The 19,699-nt window shown below is 66.7% G+C and carries 20 protein-coding genes; 9 read left to right on the forward strand and 11 right to left on the reverse strand.

What is annotated here, in order from left to right; genetic code table 11:
• Positions 1–12: 12 nt before the first annotated feature.
• The 3 genes from IM25_RS07450 to IM25_RS07460 are packed head-to-tail and all read right to left on the reverse strand — an operon-like array spanning position 13 to position 1,744.
• Positions 13–1,173 carry a hypothetical protein gene (locus IM25_RS07450; RefSeq protein WP_033097835.1) on the reverse strand — a complete coding sequence of 387 codons (1,161 nt, stop codon included), beginning with the start codon at positions 1,171–1,173 and terminating at the stop codon, positions 13–15.
• Positions 1,170–1,445, reverse strand: coding sequence for a hypothetical protein (locus IM25_RS07455; RefSeq protein ID WP_006553456.1), 276 nt, complete (start codon positions 1,443–1,445; stop codon positions 1,170–1,172). Before IM25_RS07455 ends, IM25_RS07450 begins: the two co-directional genes overlap by 4 nt.
• The gene (locus tag IM25_RS07460; protein ID WP_006553457.1) at positions 1,442–1,744 is read right to left on the reverse strand and encodes an SAV_915 family protein; all 303 of its coding nucleotides are present in this window, start codon (positions 1,742–1,744) and stop codon (positions 1,442–1,444) included. Before IM25_RS07460 ends, IM25_RS07455 begins: the two co-directional genes overlap by 4 nt.
• 128 nt (positions 1,745–1,872) lie before the next feature.
• Here IM25_RS07460 and IM25_RS07465 point away from each other — a divergent pair, with 128 nt between their 5' ends.
• Positions 1,873–2,313, forward strand: coding sequence for a DoxX family protein (locus IM25_RS07465; RefSeq protein WP_033097834.1), 441 nt, complete (start codon positions 1,873–1,875; stop codon positions 2,311–2,313).
• Here the strand turns inward: IM25_RS07465 and IM25_RS07470 are convergent.
• Positions 2,288–4,216, reverse strand: coding sequence for a galactan 5-O-arabinofuranosyltransferase (locus tag IM25_RS07470; RefSeq protein ID WP_198162546.1), 1,929 nt, complete (start codon positions 4,214–4,216; stop codon positions 2,288–2,290). The two genes, IM25_RS07465 and IM25_RS07470, sit on opposite strands and share 26 nt — an antisense overlap.
• A 155-nt stretch (positions 4,217–4,371) precedes the next feature.
• Between IM25_RS07470 and IM25_RS07475 the strand changes: the two genes are divergently transcribed.
• On the forward strand, positions 4,372–4,692 hold the full coding sequence (locus tag IM25_RS07475) for a hypothetical protein (RefSeq protein ID WP_024102694.1): 321 nt from the start codon (positions 4,372–4,374) through the stop codon (positions 4,690–4,692).
• Positions 4,693–4,752: 60 nt separating this feature from the next.
• Here the strand turns inward: IM25_RS07475 and IM25_RS07480 are convergent, their stop codons facing one another.
• Both IM25_RS07480 and IM25_RS07485 read right to left on the reverse strand, forming a co-directional pair.
• Positions 4,753–5,514, reverse strand: a complete 762-nt coding sequence (locus tag IM25_RS07480; protein WP_006553461.1) for a decaprenylphospho-beta-D-erythro-pentofuranosid-2-ulose 2-reductase — start codon at positions 5,512–5,514, stop codon at positions 4,753–4,755.
• Positions 5,514–6,938 carry an FAD-binding oxidoreductase gene (locus IM25_RS07485; RefSeq protein ID WP_019290337.1) on the reverse strand — a complete coding sequence of 475 codons (1,425 nt, stop codon included), beginning with the start codon at positions 6,936–6,938 and terminating at the stop codon, positions 5,514–5,516. The genes IM25_RS07480 and IM25_RS07485 overlap by 1 nt, the downstream gene beginning before the upstream one ends.
• Before the next feature lie 19 nt (positions 6,939–6,957).
• Here IM25_RS07485 and IM25_RS07490 point away from each other — a divergent pair, with 19 nt between their 5' ends.
• Together IM25_RS07490 and IM25_RS07495 are read left to right on the forward strand one after the other, a co-directional pair.
• A complete protein-coding gene (locus tag IM25_RS07490) occupies positions 6,958–7,491 on the forward strand; it encodes a GtrA family protein (protein WP_232333422.1) in 534 nt (177 codons plus the stop codon).
• A 117-nt stretch (positions 7,492–7,608) separates the two neighbouring features.
• A complete protein-coding gene (locus IM25_RS07495; protein WP_437441101.1) occupies positions 7,609–8,457 on the forward strand; it encodes a DUF559 domain-containing protein in 849 nt (282 codons plus the stop codon).
• Between the two features lie 47 nt (positions 8,458–8,504).
• Here IM25_RS07495 and IM25_RS07500 read toward each other — a convergent pair whose 3' ends face one another.
• From IM25_RS07500 to rfbA, 3 genes are all read right to left on the reverse strand, one after another.
• Positions 8,505–8,948, reverse strand: a complete 444-nt coding sequence (locus IM25_RS07500; protein ID WP_065995921.1) for a hypothetical protein — start codon at positions 8,946–8,948, stop codon at positions 8,505–8,507.
• Between the two features lie 71 nt (positions 8,949–9,019).
• Positions 9,020–9,622 (reverse strand): dTDP-4-dehydrorhamnose 3,5-epimerase, encoded by a 603-nt coding sequence (gene rfbC, locus IM25_RS07505; RefSeq protein ID WP_033097831.1) that lies wholly within the window; start codon positions 9,620–9,622, stop codon positions 9,020–9,022.
• On the reverse strand, positions 9,623–10,498 hold the full coding sequence (gene rfbA, locus IM25_RS07510; protein ID WP_006553467.1) for a glucose-1-phosphate thymidylyltransferase RfbA: 876 nt from the start codon (positions 10,496–10,498) through the stop codon (positions 9,623–9,625). It lies immediately after the preceding gene.
• Between the two features lie 33 nt (positions 10,499–10,531).
• Here rfbA and rfbB point away from each other — a divergent pair, with 33 nt between their 5' ends.
• The 3 genes from rfbB to IM25_RS07525 all read left to right on the forward strand — a co-directional run bounded on the left by rfbB (position 10,532) and on the right by IM25_RS07525 (position 15,096).
• On the forward strand, positions 10,532–11,539 hold the full coding sequence (gene rfbB, locus IM25_RS07515) for a dTDP-glucose 4,6-dehydratase (protein ID WP_033097830.1): 1,008 nt from the start codon (positions 10,532–10,534) through the stop codon (positions 11,537–11,539).
• A gap of 143 nt (positions 11,540–11,682) precedes the next feature.
• Entirely contained in the window at positions 11,683–13,587 is a 1,905-nt protein-coding gene (locus tag IM25_RS07520; protein ID WP_033097829.1) for a glycosyltransferase, read from the forward strand.
• Between the two features lie 3 nt (positions 13,588–13,590).
• Positions 13,591–15,096, forward strand: a complete 1,506-nt coding sequence (locus IM25_RS07525) for a glycosyltransferase family 39 protein (RefSeq protein ID WP_033097828.1) — start codon at positions 13,591–13,593, stop codon at positions 15,094–15,096.
• Here the strand turns inward: IM25_RS07525 and wzm are convergent.
• Together wzm and IM25_RS07535 are read right to left on the reverse strand one after the other, a co-directional pair.
• On the reverse strand, positions 15,084–15,932 hold the full coding sequence (gene wzm, locus IM25_RS07530) for a galactan export ABC transporter permease subunit Wzm/RfbD (RefSeq protein ID WP_006553471.1): 849 nt from the start codon (positions 15,930–15,932) through the stop codon (positions 15,084–15,086). The two genes, IM25_RS07525 and wzm, sit on opposite strands and share 13 nt — an antisense overlap.
• Before the next feature lie 129 nt (positions 15,933–16,061).
• Positions 16,062–16,475: a DUF2628 domain-containing protein gene (locus tag IM25_RS07535; protein ID WP_033097827.1), complete on the reverse strand. Its 414-nt coding sequence runs from the start codon at positions 16,473–16,475 to the stop codon at positions 16,062–16,064.
• Between the two features lie 174 nt (positions 16,476–16,649).
• On the opposite strand from IM25_RS07535, the gene IM25_RS26020 reads away from it, so the two are divergent.
• Both IM25_RS26020 and IM25_RS07540 read left to right on the forward strand, forming a co-directional pair.
• Positions 16,650–16,817, forward strand: coding sequence for a hypothetical protein (locus IM25_RS26020; protein ID WP_157126942.1), 168 nt, complete (start codon positions 16,650–16,652; stop codon positions 16,815–16,817).
• Between the two features lie 388 nt (positions 16,818–17,205).
• Positions 17,206–19,698, forward strand: coding sequence for a response regulator (locus IM25_RS07540; protein WP_065995922.1), 2,493 nt, complete (start codon positions 17,206–17,208; stop codon positions 19,696–19,698).
• Position 19,699 lies beyond the last annotated feature (1 nt).

Raw genomic sequence — 19,699 nt, forward strand, 5'->3', positions numbered from 1 at the left:
TCATTCTCGTCCTCAGAACAGGTTTCCAGCCCAGCGCGCCGCCGAACCGACGGCACCGGATATGTCGTCCCAGTGTTCGATTACTTCGCCCACACCAAACGCGACACCGACCCCGGCGCCGACCGCAAGCAAAGTGACGGGACCACCGGCCGCACTTGCAAGAATCAACTCGGTTGCAACCGTTCCAGCGACGAATCCACCGACATCCTTTGCGACCGCCTTTACGGCATCTCCCGTTGTTTCGGCATTCATGACGTCGCCATATGTCTGGGCGGCGGTCAAAATTCCACCCACGACAGGAACTTTCGACCCGAAATGCGCCAGTTCGGTCCCTTTAGGGATATGTTCGCCGAAACTGCTGCCAAGAAATCGGATGACCTTGTTGTCACCGAGCCCGGCAAGCAGTCGAGAGTTCTCCGCAGCGAATCGTGCAGCATCGTCCGCACCCCCTTGGAAGGCCCGAACAGCCCTGGCCGCAGTAGCTTCTGGGTACGGATCACCCAACCGCGCCGCTTCCGCGGCAAGCTCACGCAGCCGGGCGAGCGTCGCACCTCGCGTAGCGGCTTCGTTGCCCCATTTCGACAGCTCGGAGACTGTCGTCGCTATGTATCCGCCCACGGAATGGGCCAAGAGCCATTCCCACTGGGCTTCTGCGTCCTTCAGAATCGTCGTCGGGCCGCGCAAGGCTTCCGCGAGCGCGCTGTGCGCTGCAGTTTCGGCCGCGCGACCTTCCGTAACGAACCCCGCAGCCGCCTCGTAGGCTGCGATCTGTTTCACCCGAAGTACCTGGGGTGCAATGTCGTACGAGTTCGGATCGACGTTGAGTGGCTCACCGATCCCGACGCCGAACTCCACGGGAATACCGGCTTCCGCCGCTGTCGCCTCGGCCTGCGACATGCGTGACCGGGCGGTGACGAGTCCGTCGGCGAATGCGCGCAGGGCAGCGGCGATCACGTCGATCTGGTCTGCGGCCTCGGTCGTCCCCGTGATGACGCGGTCGAGCGTCGTGCGGAACGCATCTCCCGCAGGGCTTCTGAATTCGTACTCGGACTCGGTGCGTCCGTCGCGCGCCACCTTCAGTCGGTCGTGCACACCCGTGGCGAGGGCAGTGAGCGAATCCGCGCATGCGTAGCAGGAGGTGGGGTCGCCGAAGACTCGGGTGTCGAGGCTCATCCCTCACCGGCCTTCGCCATCTCCTGAGCAGTGTGCGACTCGGCGTCCTGGTAGGCGCGCAGACTGTCCTGGGTGGCGTCCGCTGCGTTGGCCAGCGACCGGACCGCCGCGTCCAGCGCGGAAGCAATCGACCCGAGAGCGTCGACGAGCAGTGCGGTGGCGGCACCCGCGTCGGGTATCGGTGCGGGATCGGATCCGAGCTCGTCGATTCCCATTGCTCCGGTCGCCAGGAGCTTCGCGACCGTGTCGAGGTCACCGATGTCGATGCTCACCGGGTCGCTCTCCTGCCGAGCGGGTCCTCGAACGGACGGTCGTCGTCCGCGATCGGGGGTGGCGGTGGTTGTCGGCCGTCGAGCAGGACCACGTCGTACCCGGTGGTCCGGTGGATCTCCTGCAGCCCTGTGCTGTCGACGCCCATCCACGGCTGCTGCGGTCCGCAGCAGCGGGCCAGTTCCTTCGGCGAGGTGTAGGCGGGCAACGCCAGCCGGCCGTCGGGCAGTGTGCGCATCTCGAGCCGAACGTGCCCGGAACTGTCGCGGCGTCGGATCGGCACATACAGAACGTCGCTCATCGAATCCCCCGATTCCGTCGTACCCCCCGTACGACTCGCCGCGACCTTACCGCAGCGGCGATGAGTTTCCGGCTCCTGCCCGGTCGGTATCTGCGACAGCACCGCTGCCCACCTACCAGGAGGCCGTCATGAACACCTTCACCGCATCCACCACCGGCACCCGCGACGACATCACCGCGGCACCCTCACGCGCCGCTCGCATCGCAGGCCTGATCGTCAGCGGTCTCGTCGTCCTGTTTCTGCTGTGGGACTCGATCATCCACATCGCCAACGTTTCGCAGGTGCAGGAAGCGATGGCCGATCTCGGGTTCGATCCGAGCCTCAACCGCGTGTTCGGCGTGGTCCTGCTGATCTGCCTGATCGCCTACGTCCTGCCGCCCACCGCGATCCTTGGCGCCGTACTCCTCACCGGCTATCTCGGTGGTGCTGTCGCGACGAATCTGCTCACCGAACAGCCGATCGTCAGCACGACTCTCTTCCCGATCTACACCGGAATTCTGGTATGGGGTGGATTGTGGTTGCGCGACACCGGAGTTCGTCGCATCATGCCGGTTCGCCCGTCGCGGTGACGACGACGAACGGCCCCACCTCGGTCACGGTGAAGCGGGGATCGTCGAACAGTTCCTTGGGGAAGGTCACCGTGTACCGCCGCACATTGGGATCGTTCGGGTAGACGTCCTCGGCCAGACGCAGCGTGTAACCCTCGGCGCCCTGCCGGAAGACGACGGCGTCGGGGGCTCTCCACGGCAACTCCTCCCAGGCGGCGAGCAGTTCGCCGGGGGAGGAGAGTTCCGACCACTCCTCGATCGCTGCGGCCCGCGCGGAGAACTCCGCCAGCGGGTTGGCGTAGTGCGAGGTCAGGGCCTGGAAACCGAAGTATGGGTAGTAGGCGAGGAAAGACGTGTCGGCCGTGAGGACCACGTGGTCGTCACGCTCGCCGCCCAACTGCGACAGCAGGACGTCGTCCACCTCGGCGTAATAGGACGCGGCACCGGCGGGGCGCTGGTCGGCGCGTTCACCGGCCCCGTCGGTGTCGGTGTAGGCGACGGTGATCTCGCTCCCGAGCACCGGGGGGATGTTCTGGGTGAACGCCAGCGCACCGAGAGCACCCACCGCCACGAGAACCCTGCGCACGCGCGGATTCTCGCTGGTCGCCAGGCTGATCCAACGCGAGAAGTCGACGAAGGCGAATGCGCCTGCCGCAGCGAGCAGTACGAGCAGGATGACCTCGAGACGGAACGCGAGCAGGGTGTTGCCCACGGCGGTCAACGCCATCGAGGCGAGGTACCACAGGTAGACCGCGATCACCCCGAGCCCGAGCGCCTGCGCCCGATGCGACGACGACGCCCGGCCCACGAGCCACACGGTGCCCAGCAACGACAACAGTCCGATCAGGGACATGTGGAACATCGGCAACGGCAGTCGCGCACCGGCATCGGGGAGATAGTGGGTCGCGGTCCCGGACTCGGACGGGGGATTACCGCCCAGCACGTCGAACACGAACGGCGCCCACACGATCAACGCGACGAGCACCGCGATCGACGCCATCACCACGAGACGGACGAGCACCGGAAGGCCCGCCCGCCACGACCCGGTGGCGCGACGCGCGAGGTACGCCGCGACGACGGCCATCACCGTCACCGCGAACGCCGCGATACCGAGATAGAGGGTGTAGAAGGTCGCGGCGAGACCGAGGAACAGGCCCGTCCCCACGACGGCACCCCAGCCCTGTCGTCCCCGGCCACCGCGTGTAGCGGGCAGGAAACCACCCCAGGCCAGCACCAACGCCGGCGCGACCAGCACGGCGATCACCGCTCCGTAGGGTTCCGGCGAACCGTAGGCCAGCACGACCAGCGTCGTCGCGGTGGCGGCGAGCACCGCCAGATCGGAGCGGACCAATTCGGACCACAGCACCAGCGCGACGACCGCCGCGACCGCCAGCGAACCGATCGCATACGGCTTGAACGCTTCCCAGCCATCCATACCCAGCAGATCCGCGACACGGCCACCGATCCAGAACCACCCGGCCGGATAGAACGACGGCAGGTCGGCGTAGTTCATGTCGCGCAACGCCGCGCTGTCCGTCAGTCGCGTGAGGAACTGGGTGCGGAACTCCTGGTCGACGGAGATGCCGTGCAGGTAGAGGCGGGTCGCGGCGAGCGGCATCCCGAGGGTCGCGGTGACCAGGCCGGACAGCGCCGCCCACGACAGCACCCGCGCCCCCGTCACCCATCTGCGGCGACGCAACAGATAGATCGACAGGCCGAGCACGGCGAGTGCCGCGAACTGCATCACGGTGGTGACGGCCTGCGTCACGTTCGACGAATTGAACGCCGGCCACTGCACACGGTCGAAAGCGAACAGCCCCACCGCGGCGACGAGTGCTGCGACGAGCGCTGCGCAGACGAACTGCACGAGCGTCGAGACGGCACGGCGTAACGGGGCTACTGCTACAGGAGTGTCGGCGAGCACCCCACGAGCATAGAGATGCGTCCGCGAGACGAGTGGTGGCCCGATCCGCGCCGCAAAACGCCGCCGTCCACCGGTCGGGACCTTCATCCTGGAAGTTGCGTCGGGAAACCGGGCCGTCGGTACCGCCCGGGGAATCCGAACGGAAGGCTCAGATCATGACAGGTAAAGCAGTTCGTGCGGCCCTCGCAACGCTCGCGACGGCACCTCTCCTCGTCTTCGGGGCGGCGCAGGCCTCGGCGTATCCGGTGATCGAACCGGGTGCGCCCGGCGGTCCCATCGACGGCCGGTTGTACGACCACCACGGCGTCGATCCCTACCAGTGCATCGTCGTCGGGGCGCCGGGTGTCGGCTACGCGACGAACGAGGCGGGGCAGGACGGCATCGTGAACGGTGTCTTCGTGAACGAAGGGTCGATCAACCACTGGTGCTACGGGCCGCCCGGGATGATCCACAGCGGAACCGGCTACGTCCGGTAGACCCCGAAAAGACGACTGCCCCGCCGAAACGGGTCCGGCGGGGCAGAGGGTGCACGTCTGTCAGATCGGCAGCTTGCGGAAGATCGCGCGCGGCAGGTGACGCAGCACGATCATCACGAACCGGAAGGTGCCCGGCGCCCAGACGATCTCCTTGCCGCGATCGGAGGCCGCGACAGCGAGCTTCGCGACATCTTCCTTGTTCACGGTGAGCGGGGCCTCGTCGACGTGCGCGCTGAACTGCGTGCGCACCTGGCCGGGGCGCACGACGGTCACGCGCGGCCCGAACGGGCGCAGCGCCTCACCGAGTCCGAGGAAGAAGCCGTCGAGGCCGGCCTTGGTGGAACCGTAGACGAAGTTGGCGCGCTTGACGCGCTCGCCGGCAACCGACGACATCGCGATGATGCGCCCGAAGCCCTGCGCCTTCATCTTCTCGCCCACCAGCACACCCACGGAGACGGCGGCCGTGTAGTTGACCTCCGCGACCCGCACGGCCTTGCTCTGGTTCTGCCACAGCTCCTCGGCGTCGGCGTCCAGACCGAAGGCGACGATCGCGATGTCGACGTCGCCGTCCTTCCACGCCTGGTCGATGACGGCCGGGTGGCTCGCCGTGTCGAGCGCGTCGAAGTCGATCAGGTCGACCTGCGTCGCACCCGCGGACTTCGCCTGGGCGACGGCGTCCTCACGACGCGGGTCGCCGGGCAGGGCCGCGAGGATCACGCGGGCCGGTGCCTTGCGGAGGTACTCCTCGACGATGGCCAGGCCGATCTCGGAGGTGCCACCGAGCAGCAGCAGGGTCTGGGGATTGCCGACGGCGTTGATCATCAGTGGAGTTCCAACCTTCTGGACATATCGGAGGCGAAGACGTTCGTGGGGTCGACGGAGCGGCGCACCTTCAGCCACTCGTCGATCCGCGGGTACATGGCGTGGAAGGTCTCCGCGTCGGTCCGCGAATCCTTCGCGGTGTAGAGGCGACCACCGAACTCGAGGACCCGCTTGTCGAGTTCGCGCACGAACTCGTTCAGGCCCGGCTTGATCCGGAAGTCGACGCAGATGTTCCAGCCGGGGATGGGGAAGCTGAGCGGAGCCTTGTTCCCTTCACCGAACAGCTTGAACACGTTGAGGAACGAGTGATGTCCCGACGCCTGGATGTCGCGGATGATCTTCTTGAACTCCTCGACCGCTTCCGGCGGCACCACGAACTGGTACTGCAGGAAGCCGTTGGGTCCGTAGCCGCGGTTCCACTCCCCGAACAGGTCGAGGGGGTGGTAGAACGCCGTCAGATTCTGGACCTGGTTGTCGGCGTTCTTCGTCTTCCGGTAGTACAGCTCACCGATCACCGAGAAGTTGAACTTGTTGGCCAGCCCGTTGGGGAATACGTCGGGCAGGGTCAGCAGGGTCGGCGCGTCGAACTTGAGCGGGTCCTTCTGCAGCTTCTTCGGCAGCTGGTCGAGCTTCGCGAGGTTGCCTCGGGAGACTGCGGCGCGGCCGAGCTTCGGCTCCGGCGAGATGGCGTCGAACCATGCGCTGGAGTAGTCGTAGTTCGCTTCCGAACCGTCGCTGTGCAGGGCGATCGTCTCGTCGAGAGACTCGGTGCGGCGGCTGTCGGCGATGAAGTACGCCGTCTCCGTGGGGGTCATCTCGATGGTCGCGCGCAGGATGATGCCTGTCAGACCCATTCCGCCCACGGTCGCCCAGAACAGCTTGGCGTTGCGCCCGGTGGGGGTGCACGTGCGGACCTGGCCGTCGGCGGTGAGCAGGTCGATGGACTTGACGTGGTTGCCGAAGCTGCCCGCGCTGTGGTGGTTCTTGCCGTGGATGTCGGCACCGATCGCACCACCGATGGTGACCTGGCGCGTGCCCGGCAGGACGGGCACCCACAGACCGAACGGCAGCGCGGCGCGCATGAGCTGGTCGAGGCTCACACCACCGTCCACCACGACCTTGCGGGAGTCACGGTCGATGCTGTGGATCTTGTTCAGCGCCGTCATATCGACGACGAGCCCGCCCGCGTTCTGCGCGGGGTCGCCGTAGGAGCGTCCGAGCCCGCGTGCGATCACGCCGCGCCGCAGGTGCGACGGCTTCGACTCGTTGTCTTCCGCGACCCGCGCGACCGCCTTGGCGATCACTTCGACGTCGGGGGTGGACAGCACCTCTGCGGTGGTCGGCGCAGTGCGCCCCCAGCCGGTCAGGGTGCGGGTCTGGGTGGGGAGCGGCTCGCTCGCCTGCTCCGTAGCTGTCGTGGACATCGGGATAAAGGCTACCCGTGTGTCCTGGTCACCCGGCAAGATGCTGTTGCTCACGGGCGTTACCCTCGTCTGCGTGCCGGAATCCCACGACCATGTGCAGCCGCTGCCGGAGCATCACGCCCCACTGGCTCCCGAACTGCCGTTGACCGATTCGACGGCCGACGAAGCGCTGGACCTGAAGACGCAGCTCACACGGTTCGTCCTGACCGGTGGGTTCTCGGCGATCGTCGACTACGGCCTGTACGTCCTGCTCATGGCACTGGGCGTCACGCGCGACGTCGCGAAGGCGCTGTCGTTCGTGGCCGGCACCACCACCGCCTACCTGATCACCCGCCGCTGGACCTTCAAAGCCCCGCCGAGCCGCGTCCGTTTCGCAGCCGTGGTGGTCCTCTACGCAGTGACGTTCGCCGCACAGGTCGGCATCAACCGTGTACTCAACGAAGCCCTCGGCGACGAGTGGTGGGTCACGCCCTTCGCCTTCGTCGTCGCCCAAGGCGTCGCGACGGTGATCAACTTCGTCGTCCAGCGGGTCGTGATCTTCCGCCTGCGCTGATCTGGTTGGTTCGACGGCGACATACACGGTCGGACCAACCAGATCCGAGCTGTGTGGAACCGGTCCGGCTCCTGCGGCGTCGAACCGGATATGTCACGCTCCCGAGCACACGCGATCATGGCCAGGCAGGACGGTGTCGTCACCCGCGATCAGGCGGTGCGGTGCGGTCTGAGCATCGCAATCATCGATCACTACGTGCGGTCGGGTGAATGGGTCTCACTGGTTCCCGGTGTGTATCTCCGTGCCGATCGGGAGCGGACCCCTTCGGTGCACCTTCGCGCCGCTGTCTACGGTGCGGGACGTGCGGCGACGGCATGGGGTCCGAGCGCCGCGTGGTGGCACGGAATCCTCGACAGGCCTCCCGCCCGTTACTTCGTCACCGTCCCACATGGGCGGGCCATCGTGAGAAACGGGAATGTGCACCTCCGTCGCAGGGACCTGCCCGCCGACGACATCGTGACCGTGCGCGGGCTGCGGGTCACAGGTGTACCTCTCACGGTGTTGGAGGCAGCGGTCGAGCTGAAAGAGGGTTCCGTCCTCATGGACAGAGCACTTCAACGACACACGTCGTTGGCTCTGCTGGAGCGGTCCCACCTGAGGAATCCGGGACGTCGTGGGTCGCGCGCTGCGGAGAAATTGTTGTGCACCGCCCGGGACGGCGGGCATTCCCAGGCCGAACGCATCTTCCATCGGCTGCTACGTCAGGCAGGGTTCACCGGCTGGCGTGCACACGTGATGAGCTGTGGATACGAGATCGACGTCGCGTTCGAGGCCGAACGGGTGGCGATAGAGATCGACGGCTGGGTGTGGCATCGCGACGCAGACCGTCACTGCCACGACATCGAAAGACAGAACGTCCTGATCAACGCAGGATGGCACGTTCTGCGATTCACCTGGCACATGCTGACGCAGGACCCGGACGGCGTCGTACGCCGGATCCGTGCGGCACTCGGCCGCACCCGATGATCTGGTTGTTCCGACCGCGCTGAACGCCGTCGGAACAACCAGATCTGCTATCGGGCGGTCCAGTTGGCGACGCCACGAACGGCGGTGACGCTGACGTTGCCGTCGATGGTGACGTATGCCGAGATCTCCCCGGCACCCGTTTCCGAGGGGAGCAGAGTGCTGTTGGCACGTACTCTCCCGCGCTCACCAGTGGTCTCGTTGTGCCAGTGCACGGTGCACGGGCAGAACGGGGAGCCGATACCACCGACCCACAGCGGCAGTTCGGGAGAGGCGGGGTCGGTTCGGAGCACGACCGGTGCATCGATGAACGGGGTTGCGTTGCCGGCATACCCGCTCGAACCCGTATCGAGGTGCAGACCCACCGTATTGGTGAACGTGGTCCAGTTCGAGTCCGCGGAAGCGGTGGAAGTTCCGGCAACAGCGAGGCCGGCGGTAACGGCGGCTGCGACGCCGACGCTCGCTACCCGTCCGAGGGGGGTCTTCAAGTTCACGGTCGGATCCTGTCTCTTCGGTATGTCGGTGCGGAAGCACTGCCCTGGCTATCGGCAAGAGTCCCAAGATGTTACGGATCGGTGGCTGAGTCTTGTGCGTGCGGGAGACGACCCGCTTCGCGGGCGTCGGCGAGGGTGGGTGCCGTCCGGTCCTTGGCCGACAGTTCGTAGGTCAGCGACCTGCCGTCAGGTCCCGTTGTCGGCCAATCGATCCCGATCTCCGGATCGAACGGGTTCACCTCGTGCTCACGGTCGGGGTCGTAGCCCGTCGAGCACAGGTAGACGACGGTCGAGTTGTCCTCGAGGGCGAGGAAACCGTGGCCGAGGCCCTCGGACAGGAAGATCGCGCGCCGGTCCTTCGTGTCGAGCAGCACCGAATCCCACTGCCCGAAGGTCGGCGACCCGACCCGCAGGTCGACGACGACGTCGAGCACCGACCCCGACACGCACGTGACGTACTTCGCCTGTCCGGGAGGCACATCCGCGTAGTGGATGCCGCGCAGCACCCCGGCGGCGGAGACCGAGCAGTTCGCCTGCGCCAACTCCAGGGGCCGGCTGACGGCGTCGGTGAAACTCTCCTGCTTGAACCATTCGAGGAACACGCCCCGGTCGTCGCCGAACTGTTTCGGCGTGATCTCCCACGCCCCGGCGACCTTCAGTTCGCGGTAGTGCACCTAGCGGTCCTTTCCTCGTTCGAGCAGATCCAGCAGGTAGCTGCCGTAGCCCGACTTCACCAGCGGCTCGGCCGCGGCGCGCAGGTGCTCGTCGTCGATGAACCCGAGGCGCCACGCGACCTCCTCGGGCGCACCGATCTTCAATCCCTGACGTTGTTCGATGGTGCGCACGTAGTTCGACGCGTCGAGCAGCGAGTCGAAGGTGCCGGTGTCGAGCCAGGCGGTACCGCGCGGCAACACCTCGACCTGCAGTTTCCCCGCTTCGAGATAGGTGCGGTTGACGTCGGTGATCTCCAGTTCCCCGCGCGCCGACGGCTTCAGCGACCGGGCGATCTCGACGACGTCGTTGTCGTAGAAGTACAGCCCGGGCACCGCGAAGTTCGACTTCGGGTCGTCGGGTTTCTCCTCGAGCGACAGGGCGCGGCCGGTGGAGTCGAACTCGATCACCCCGTAGGCCGACGGATCGGACACCCGGTACGCGAACACCGCACCACCGTCGATGTGAGCGAAGCGCTTGAGCTGGGTGCCGAGGCCGGGGCCGTAGAAGATGTTGTCGCCGAGGATCAATGCGACCGGCTCGGTTCCGATGTGGTCGGCGCCGAGCACGAAGGCCTGTGCCAGGCCGTCGGGTGAGGGTTGGATCGCGTAGGTGATGTTCACGCCGAACTGCGAACCGTCGCCGAGCAACCAGCGGAACTGTCCGGCGTCGTGCGGGGTGGTGATCATGAGGATGTCGCGGATCCCGGCGAGCATGAGCGTCGAGAGCGGGTAGTAGATCATCGGCTTGTCGTAGACGGGCACGAGTTGCTTGCTCACGCCCTGGGTGATCGGATGCAGACGCGAGCCCGTCCCACCCGCGAGGATGATTCCGCGCATGTCGGACAGTCTCGCATGAGTAGGCTTGCGCCAATGAGGCTGCTCGTCACCGGTGGTGCCGGGTTCATCGGCGCGAACTTCGTCCATCAGACCGTCGCGGAACGACCCGACACGCAGGTCACCGTGCTCGACAAGCTCACCTACGCCGGCAACCGCGCCTCCCTCGACCCCGTCGCCGACACGATCACCTTCGTCGAAGGTGACATCGCCGACGCCGAGCTGGTCGACCGGCTCGTCGCCGACACCGATCTGGTGGTGCACTTCGCCGCCGAATCCCACAACGACAACTCCCTGGCGAACCCCGCACCGTTCGTACAGACCAATCTCGTGGGCACCTTCACCCTGCTCGAGGCCGTCCGCAAGTACGACGTGCGTTATCACCACATCTCCACCGACGAGGTCTATGGCGACCTGCCGCTGAACGATCCGATCAAGTTCACCGAGACCACCGCCTACAATCCGTCGAGCCCCTACTCGTCGACCAAGGCCGGCTCGGACCTGCTGGTACGCGCCTGGGTGCGCTCGTTCGGCGTCCGCGCGACCATCTCGAACTGCTCGAACAACTACGGCCCGTATCAGCACGTGGAGAAGTTCATCCCCCGCCAGATCACCAACGTGCTCACCGGTGTGCGCCCCAAGCTCTACGGCACCGGCACCAACGTGCGGGACTGGATCCACGTCGACGACCACAACAGCGCGGTATGGACGATCATCGAACACGGGCAACTCGGCGAGACCTACCTGATCGGCGCGGACGGCGAGACCGACAACCGCACCGTCGTCGAAACCGTCCTCGAGCTGTGCGGCAAGGACCGCAGCGAGTTCGATTTCGTCACCGACCGCCCCGGCCACGACCTGCGCTACGCCATCGACGCGACCCGCCTGCGCACCGAACTGGGCTGGCAGCCCCGCTACCGCGACTTCCGTGAGGGACTGGCCGCGACCATCGACTGGTACCGCGCCCACGAGCAGTGGTGGACGCCACAGAAACAGGCCACCGAGGCCGCCTACAGGCGCGTCGAGCGCGTTCTGGGCCGATAACCCGCGCCGTTCGGGGTGATCCCGGCACAATTCGCGAATGGGTCGAAACACTGGTGCACGACGCACACAACCGTGGAGCTCCTGTTTCCGCTGCTACTGTCGCATCGAAAACAGCGGATCGACCACGAGCGGGGAGTAGCCCGATGGAGCAGGCAGCTGCCGGCGACACAAGCACGATCGGACATGACGCGGACACGCTGGACGAGGTTCTCACCGAGCCGGTGCGTCGCGATCGGCTGATCGTCCAGCGCGGCGTCTTCGCATCCCTGTCGCCGCGCGTGCCGGAGAAGATGTACGTCCACACGAAGGGCGACGCAGCGTCCGACCGTTACGGGCTGCAGCTCGCCGACGGCGCGACCGCCCACACCAACACCTACTTCGGGCGTTTCCCCGCGACGTTCTGGCAGCGCTGGACCGACGTGAAGACCGTCAACCTGCAGCTCACCTACGGCTGCTCCGGTACCGCGAAGTTCACCGTGTGGGCCTCCGACGCGCGCGGACGCGAGCGGATCGTGACGGTCGAGACGGTGTCGGGTTCGGGCGAGCTCGACCTCGAACTGCCGATCGAACGGTTCGTCGACGGCGGTGCGATGTGGTTCGCCGTCGACGCCAGCAACGGATCGGTGCTCGTCTCCGACGCGCGCTGGACGGTCGCCGCACCCGAGCGCCTGCGACCCGCCGCCGTCGTCATCTGCACGTTCAACCGCGCCGACGACTGCACCGTCACCGTTGGCACCCTCGCCTCGGACGACGGGGCGATGGCCGACATCGAAGCGGTGTGCATCGTCGACCAGGGCACCGACCAGGTGCGTTCGCGCTCGGCGTTCGCCGAGGTCGCCGACAAGCTCGGCGACAAGCTCATCTACCTGACCCAGCCGAATCTCGGTGGTGCGGGTGGTTTCTCGCGTGGCATGTACGAGATCACCGGTTCCGCCAAGGCCGAGCACGCCAACGTCATCGTCATGGACGACGACATCCTGTGCGAGCCCGAATCGGTGTTGCGTCTCAACGCTTTCGCGAACATGACGGTGCAGCCGACGATCGTCGGCGCCCAGATGTTGTCGCTGAGCAACCCGCAGGTCCTGCACGTCTCGGCCGAGCGTGAGGTGCTCGACGAGATCACCGCCGGCGCACTGACTCCGGGTGCACGCATGGGCATCGATCTCGTGAAGAAGAAGCAGGACATGCGTTTCGACGCCGGCTGGAACGGTTGGTGGACCTGCCTGCTGCCCGCCGAGATCATCGCCGACTGCGGCCTGCCCATCCCGCTGTTCTTCCAGTGGGACGACATCGAATACGGCATCCGCGCCCGGTACGCGGGTCACCCGACGGTCACCCTGCCCAATGCGGGTGTGTGGCACGCCGACTTCTACCTCAAGGACTACGACGACTGGGCGCGCTATTTCAGCATCCGCAACGGTCTGATCGTCTCGTCCATCTACGGGCGCTTCGACGGGAACGACATGTCGAAGTACCTGTTCCGCAAGATCAGTGAGCTCATCGTCTCGATGCAGTACGGTCTCGCCGCGACCTTCATCAAGGCCGCGGAGGACTTCCTCGCCGGACCGGACTTCCTCTACGACGGCGGCCAGTCGGTGCTGAAGGAACTGCGCGAACTGCGCGACCGCTATCCCGAGACGAAGCCGCTGCCGGCCGCGCAGGTGGGCAAGGAATCCGACCCGCACACGCAGATGTCGGTGTGGCAGTTCGAGCCCGACAAGAAGCGCGAGGGCCTGGTGCTGCTCAAGCGTGCCGTGCAGCAGTTCGCGGGTAAGGTCGACCGCCGGACGGTCACCGTGCCCGCGCACTTCGCCGCATGGTGGCACGTGTCGCTGTTCGACAAGGCCGTCGTCACCGACGCCTCGCAGAACGCCGTGCGGGTGCGTCACCGCGACAAGGACACCGCCGTCGACCTCGCGAAGCAGGCCGCGAAGGTGTGCTGGCAGCTTCGCAAGGAAGCGCCCCGGATGAAGACGGTCTGGCAGGAAGCGCTCCCCAAGCTCACGAGCCGCGAGAACTGGGCGCGCCTGTACGGCATCGACGGGTAGACCGTGAGGGCATGGTCGTTTCCCCTGCTGATCGGGGTTGCGACCGTGCTCGTCGCAGGGGCGTTCTCGTGGGTCCCCTCGCTGTGGTGGGACGAGGCCGCCACCATCTCGAGTGCCGACCGGTCGGTCGAGGGGATGCTCCGCGTCCACACCCGGATCGACGCCGTCCACGGCCTGCACAATCTGCTGCTGCACTACTGGTTCTCCCTCGTGGGCGTCGACGAGTTCACCGCCCGCCTGCCCGGTGTGCTCGCGCTCGGGGTGGGTGCCGCAGCCGTCACGGCGACCGGCCAGGTGCTGGCGGGTCGTCGCGTGGGGATCGCCGCCGGGGTGCTGTTCGCGCTGTCGCCGCGGGTGACCTGGGCGGCCACCGAAGCGCGGTCCTATGCCTTCGCTGCGGCGCTGGTCGCGGTGTTGTCGCTGCTGGTCGCGCTCGGCTGCGCGACCGGCCGTAGACGGTGGTGGGCGCTGTACGCCGTCGTCCTGCCGGTCGCGACGGTGATGTTCGTGTACTCCGCGACGGTCGTTGTCGCGCATCTCCTCACCGTGCTGGTCCGTGGTCGTGGGCGCGGTGCGTTCCTGTTGTCCGCAGGGGTGGGCGCGGCCTTGTCGACGCCGTTCGTCCTGCTCGCCTATTCGCAGGCCAAGCAGGTCGCCTGGATTCCTCCGCTCGACTCGACGATCGTCCGCACGATCGCTCTCGATCAGTGGTTCCCGCAGGCCCCGTGGACGGCCACCTTGTTCGCCGCGATCGTCGTCGCCGGGGTGATCGCCGCGTGCCGTCGTGGCGCGGAGCCTGGGGAGCGGACCCTGCTGTGGCTCGCTGTGCCGGGTTTCGCCGTGCCCATGGTGCTGTTGCTCGGCTACTCGCTGCTCGAGGACAACATGTACCTCGAGCGCTATCTGTCGTTCACGGTTCCCGCGATGGTGCTGCTCGTGGGCTGGGCGGCGGCCCGCATCGCAACCCGCTGGTGGTCGATGCTGGTGGTGCTGACTGCGGTCGCCGTCAGCGTTGCGCCGGCCTACGTGCAGCAGCGACAGCCGTTCGGCAAGGCCGGCGGGATGGACTACAGCGTGATCGCCGACCGGCTGGTCGAACGCTCCGAACCCGGCGACTGTGTCGCTTTCGAACCGCGCGTCTCGTGGGCACCGACCTCACTGCGCGCGGTCGTTGACGCCCGGCCCGACGCGGTGGCAGGACTCGACGACGTGGGGCTCGGCTACGACGCCGTCGACCGCGTGAACCTGTGGTCGACCGACGCTCCGCCGCCGGAACTCGCCCGACGCGCGGCGGCTCGATGCGAGGTGCTGTGGGTGGTCGCCGACGGCGAGCGCGAGACCGGCTTCCGGGTGTGGCACCCGAACAACGTGTGGTGGCGGTTCGAACCCCACCGGTTCACCGAGACCGACACCTACCGGGAGCTCGAGGCCGTCGGTTTCCGGATCACCGACCGGGAGCCGATCCACCGTTCACAGCTGGTCCGGCTCGAACCGGCTCAGACCCAGTAGGCGACGCGCGAGCGGTAGTTGCGCAGCGCGAGCAGGGCGATACCCCAGCCGACGACGGTGATGATCAGGACGATGACCCAGTGGTAGAGCTGCTGGTCGCCGCCGAGCAGTGGGGTCCGCACGATGTCGAGGAAGTGGTAGAGCGGGTTGATTTCCGCGATCCGCGCCCGCCCCTCGTTGCCGGTGCCCTCGAGCGTCTTCTCCGTCCAGATGATCGGTGTCATGAAGAACAGCAGCTGGACGATGCTGCCGAGCAGCGGCGCGATGTCGCGGTAGCGCGTGGCGAGGATGCCGAACACCAGCGACACCCACACCGCGTTGATCGCGATCAACGCCAGCGCCGGGATGGCGAGGAAGGCCGTCCAGTACAGCTGACGTGGGAAGAAGATGAAGATGCCGATGTAGATGACGATGTTGTGCGCGAACAGGATCATCTGCCGCCACACCAGCCGGTAGACGTGCACACTGAGCGGCGTCGGCAGCTGTTTGATCAGGCCCTCGTTGGACATGAACACGTCCGCGCCCTCGAGGATGGACCCCTGGATCAGGTTCCAGATGATGAAGCCGAGCGCGACGTACGGCAGGAACTCCGGGACATCGAGGTTGAACAGCGTGCCGTAGAGCACACCCATCGCGATCGCCGACACACCCGTGGCGATCGTGATCCAGAACGGGCCGAGCACCGATCGGCGGTAGCGCTGCTTGATGTCCTGCCAGCCGAGCAGCAACCACAGTTCGCGGTGGTTGAAGCCTTCGCGCAGATCCTGGAACGCGCGCCGGAACGAACGTGAGGACGACTCGATGGGTTCGTCGTCGACGGTGAGGGCATCAGACACGGGTCCCGAGCCTACCCGCGGCGTAAATGTGACCTGCCGGGGCGCGGGGTCGACGGGACCGCCGTGCGTGTGCAGGTCCTTTCGATCGTGCGCGGTATTCACGACGAGAAGTGCACGCCGGAGCCGGGGCTACAGGCCCCACGTCTGACGGCCGAGTACCCGGTTCTCGTAGTGGTAGACGTTCACGCGACTCGCGGCGTAGAGCCACAGGCCGAGTGTGAGAGCGGTGTCGACGGTCGAGGGCAGCGCCAGCGCGACGACGAGGAGACCCAGCACGAGGCCGACGCCGAACACCACCAGCGCCTTCTTCCACAACCGTAGATACAGCAGATAAAAGATGCCGAACAGGAACCCGAGCAGATTCATGTTCAGCTTCATGCGCTGCCGCAGCGGCAGGGCGCGGAAGGCCGCGGTGTATTCGGGAGACGTCTTCAGCGATCCCGGGACGCCGTATGCGGCGAAGAATTCGAAGCGGAACCGCCACGTCTCGCTCAGACCCTCGAACCTGTCGGAGCCGGCTGCGGGCATGCTGAGGTCGGTCATGATCCCCCCGATCGTCGCGGTCGTTCCCCCTGAACGACCCGCAACAGTATGCACATCTGTCACGCGGGAAACACGATCGGGTGCAATCGAGTCCGACGTTGTTGTCGAGTTCTCGGCGTTTCCTCGCACACAACGTCGGACTCGCTCGGCTTCTCGTCAGGCGCCGTCGTCCATATGGCCGGAGTCGCCCAGCCGCTCGTACAGTTCCGACATCGGTTGTATCTGCACCTGCTGCGTCTCGCCGAGCCATGCACCGGCGACGAGCGCGCCGAGGGTTCGCCCTCAGTTGTGGTGGAGGCCGAGCGCGCGTCGAAGGAAGTGCAGGCAGGCCGCCATCGGTGAAGTTCTACGGGACCGTCCGGAAGCGCAATACGGGCAACGGTCGGTCCTGTACTACACCAACGGTTCGACTCGGCGGACGGTCGACGACAGTGCGCGTGATCAGGAAGGTGATCACCACCCCCCGCGATCGAGCGCACCAGACGGTTGACGTCCACGGCGGGTCGCCCGACACGTTCCCACCGCTGATGACGTAGGCGCCGGCGGGTCGGGCCCCGACGCCGAAGCCGCCGCCTTCACTGTTCCCAGCGTCCGCCGACGTACCACCATTTCCACCCATGCCGCCCACCTGGGGAAAGGAGGACGCATGTCCTCCATGTGGCGTCGTTCTGCGCGATATCGGGGGAGAATGACGGCGGGCGGGACGTACCGGAGAGGGGAGTGACGGGGCATGAGGGCGGCAGCCGAGTCGGGAGAGGCGTGGTCGGCGGAACGCCTGTTCGCGGGGCCGGGAGAATGCCTGGAACGGTTTCGGAAGACCGACTGGTCGGCCACCCCTCTGGGGCCGGTGGAGTCCTGGCCGGCGGAACTGCGCATGGCAGTGCGGACGGTATTGCCGTCCGAGGTGCCGATGCTCCTGTGGTGGGGGCCGCAGCTGGTGCAGATCTTCAACGACGCGATCATCCCCGTCCTCGGCGACAAGTACCCCGCGGCGGTCGCGCAACCGGCGCCGGAATGCTGGCACGAGGTGTGGGACGAGGTGGGCGCGCGCGTCGAACGGGCGATGGCGGGCACCGCCACCTTCGCCGAGGAAGAACTGCTGTTCATGCAGCGCCACGGCTACGAGGAAGAAACCTACTGGACCTTCTCCTACAGCCCGATCCGCGACGAGTCCGGCAAGGTCGCGGGGGTCTTCGTCGCGACCACCGACGTCACCTCACGGGTACTCGGTGAGCGTCGTCTGGAGGCTCTGAGCCGCCTGGGTACGGTGGCGATCACCGATTCGGGCCTGTCGGTGATCGACACGTGCCGGAACGCGCTGGACGCGCTCGCTCCGAGCCATCAGGACATTCCCCTGGCCGCGCTGTTCCTCGACAGCCGGGTGGTGGATCCCGATGATCCGCAACCGAACTGGAAGCAGCTCGCCGTAATGGGGACGAAGCCCGGCTTCTCGGGTGCCCTGCTCGGACCGGATGAGGACCAGCTGCTGTCGAAGGCCGCCAGGGCCTCCGAACCCTTCGTCGTCTCCGGCGTCGCCGAGCGTTCCCCGGATCTGCTCGACCCGCAGCGGGCCCTCGGCGACCATCCGATCGGCACCCTCCTCCTCGTGCCGTTGACGGCGCCGGGACACGACTTCCCGCTCGGTGTCCTCGCCGTCGGACTGAGTCCGTACCGGGTGTTCGACGCCGCGTACTCGACCTTCGTCGACCTCGTGGTCACGAAGATTTCGGGGCTGCTGCGCGATGCGTCAGCGATGGATGCCGAGCGTCGCCGGGCCGATGCGTTCGCGGCGCTGGACGCCGCCAAGACGCGGTTCTTCGAATCGATCAGCCACGAGTTCCGCACGCCGCTCACGCTGCTCCTCGGCCCGTTGCAAAGTGTGCTCGACGAAGCAACGGCGTTGACGGACCCGCAGCGGCACTCACTGGAAGCCTCGCAGCGCGCCGCGGTCCGGCTGCGGCGACTTGTCGACGCACTGCTCGAGGTGACCCGTGCCGAGACCGACCCGTCGAGCAAGCCCCTGGAACCGACCGACCCGGCGGCGCTCACGGCCGAATGCGTGGACCTGTTCGCCGACGCGGCCCACCGTGCGGGCCTGGACCTGCGCAGCCGGATCGCCGACGCGGCGGCCGAGCAGACCCAGCTCGATCCCCAGACATGGGCTCATATCGTGCTGAACCTGCTCTCGAACGCGATCAAGTACACCCCCTCGGGATCGGTCGACGTGGATCTGGACGTCGAGGGCGATCGGCTCGTCCTGAAGGTCGCCGACACCGGTGTCGGCATCCCGGAATCGGAACTCGGTCGAGTCTTCGAACGGTTCCATCGGGTGGAGAGTGTCGGCGGACGAAGCCAGGAAGGAATCGGTCTCGGCCTGTCCCTGGTCCGGGACTGGGTCCGGGCCCTCGGCGGCGACGCGACCGTGTCCAGCGAGCTCGGGCGCGGCAGCACGTTCACCGTGTCCGTTCCCCGCGTCGTCGGCCCACCCTCCGAGTCGCCCGCGGGAACCGTCCCGGGAGACCTGGGCGCGTTGTACGTCGCCGAAACGCAGCAGTGGGACAGGGAGACCATCGCCGAAACCGATTCCACCACAAAGAAGAAAGGCGGGGAGGCGCTGCCGCGGATCCTGGTGATCGAGGACAACGCGGACATGCGCGACTACCTGACGCAATTGTTGCGTCGCCAGAACTGGCACGTGGATGCGGTGGGGGACGGCGACACCGCGCTCGAGCGGATCTGGTCGCGACCGCCGCATCTCGTGCTGAGCGACATCATGCTCCCCGGGCGGGACGGAGTGGAGCTGCTCGAGGAGATCCGCCGCGACCCGGCGACCTCCCGGCTGCCGGTCATCCTCCTGACGGCACGCGCCGGCGCGGAGGCCACGATCGGTGGTCTGCGCACCGGCGCCGACGACTACATCACCAAACCGTTCCACCCCGACGAGCTGGTCGCCCGCGTTCGCGTGAACCTCGAATTGTCGTGGCTGCGTGAACAGATGCTCGCCGCGCGGGAGCGCGAATCCGACCAGTTGAAGACGGCGTTGGAGACCCGGTCGACGATGAGCAAGGCCGTGGGACTGATGATGGCCACGTTCAAGTGCGACGCCGACACGGCCTTCGACAAGCTCGTCGCCTTCTCCCAGCACCGCAACGTCAAGGTGCGGGAGATCGCCGAGCAGATCGTCGGCGACTACACCGCCTCGCTCAGCAATTCGTCGAGATAGT

Source organism: Rhodococcus sp. p52, assembly GCF_000763325.2.
Lineage (GTDB): Bacteria > Actinomycetota > Actinomycetes > Mycobacteriales > Mycobacteriaceae > Rhodococcus > Rhodococcus pyridinivorans.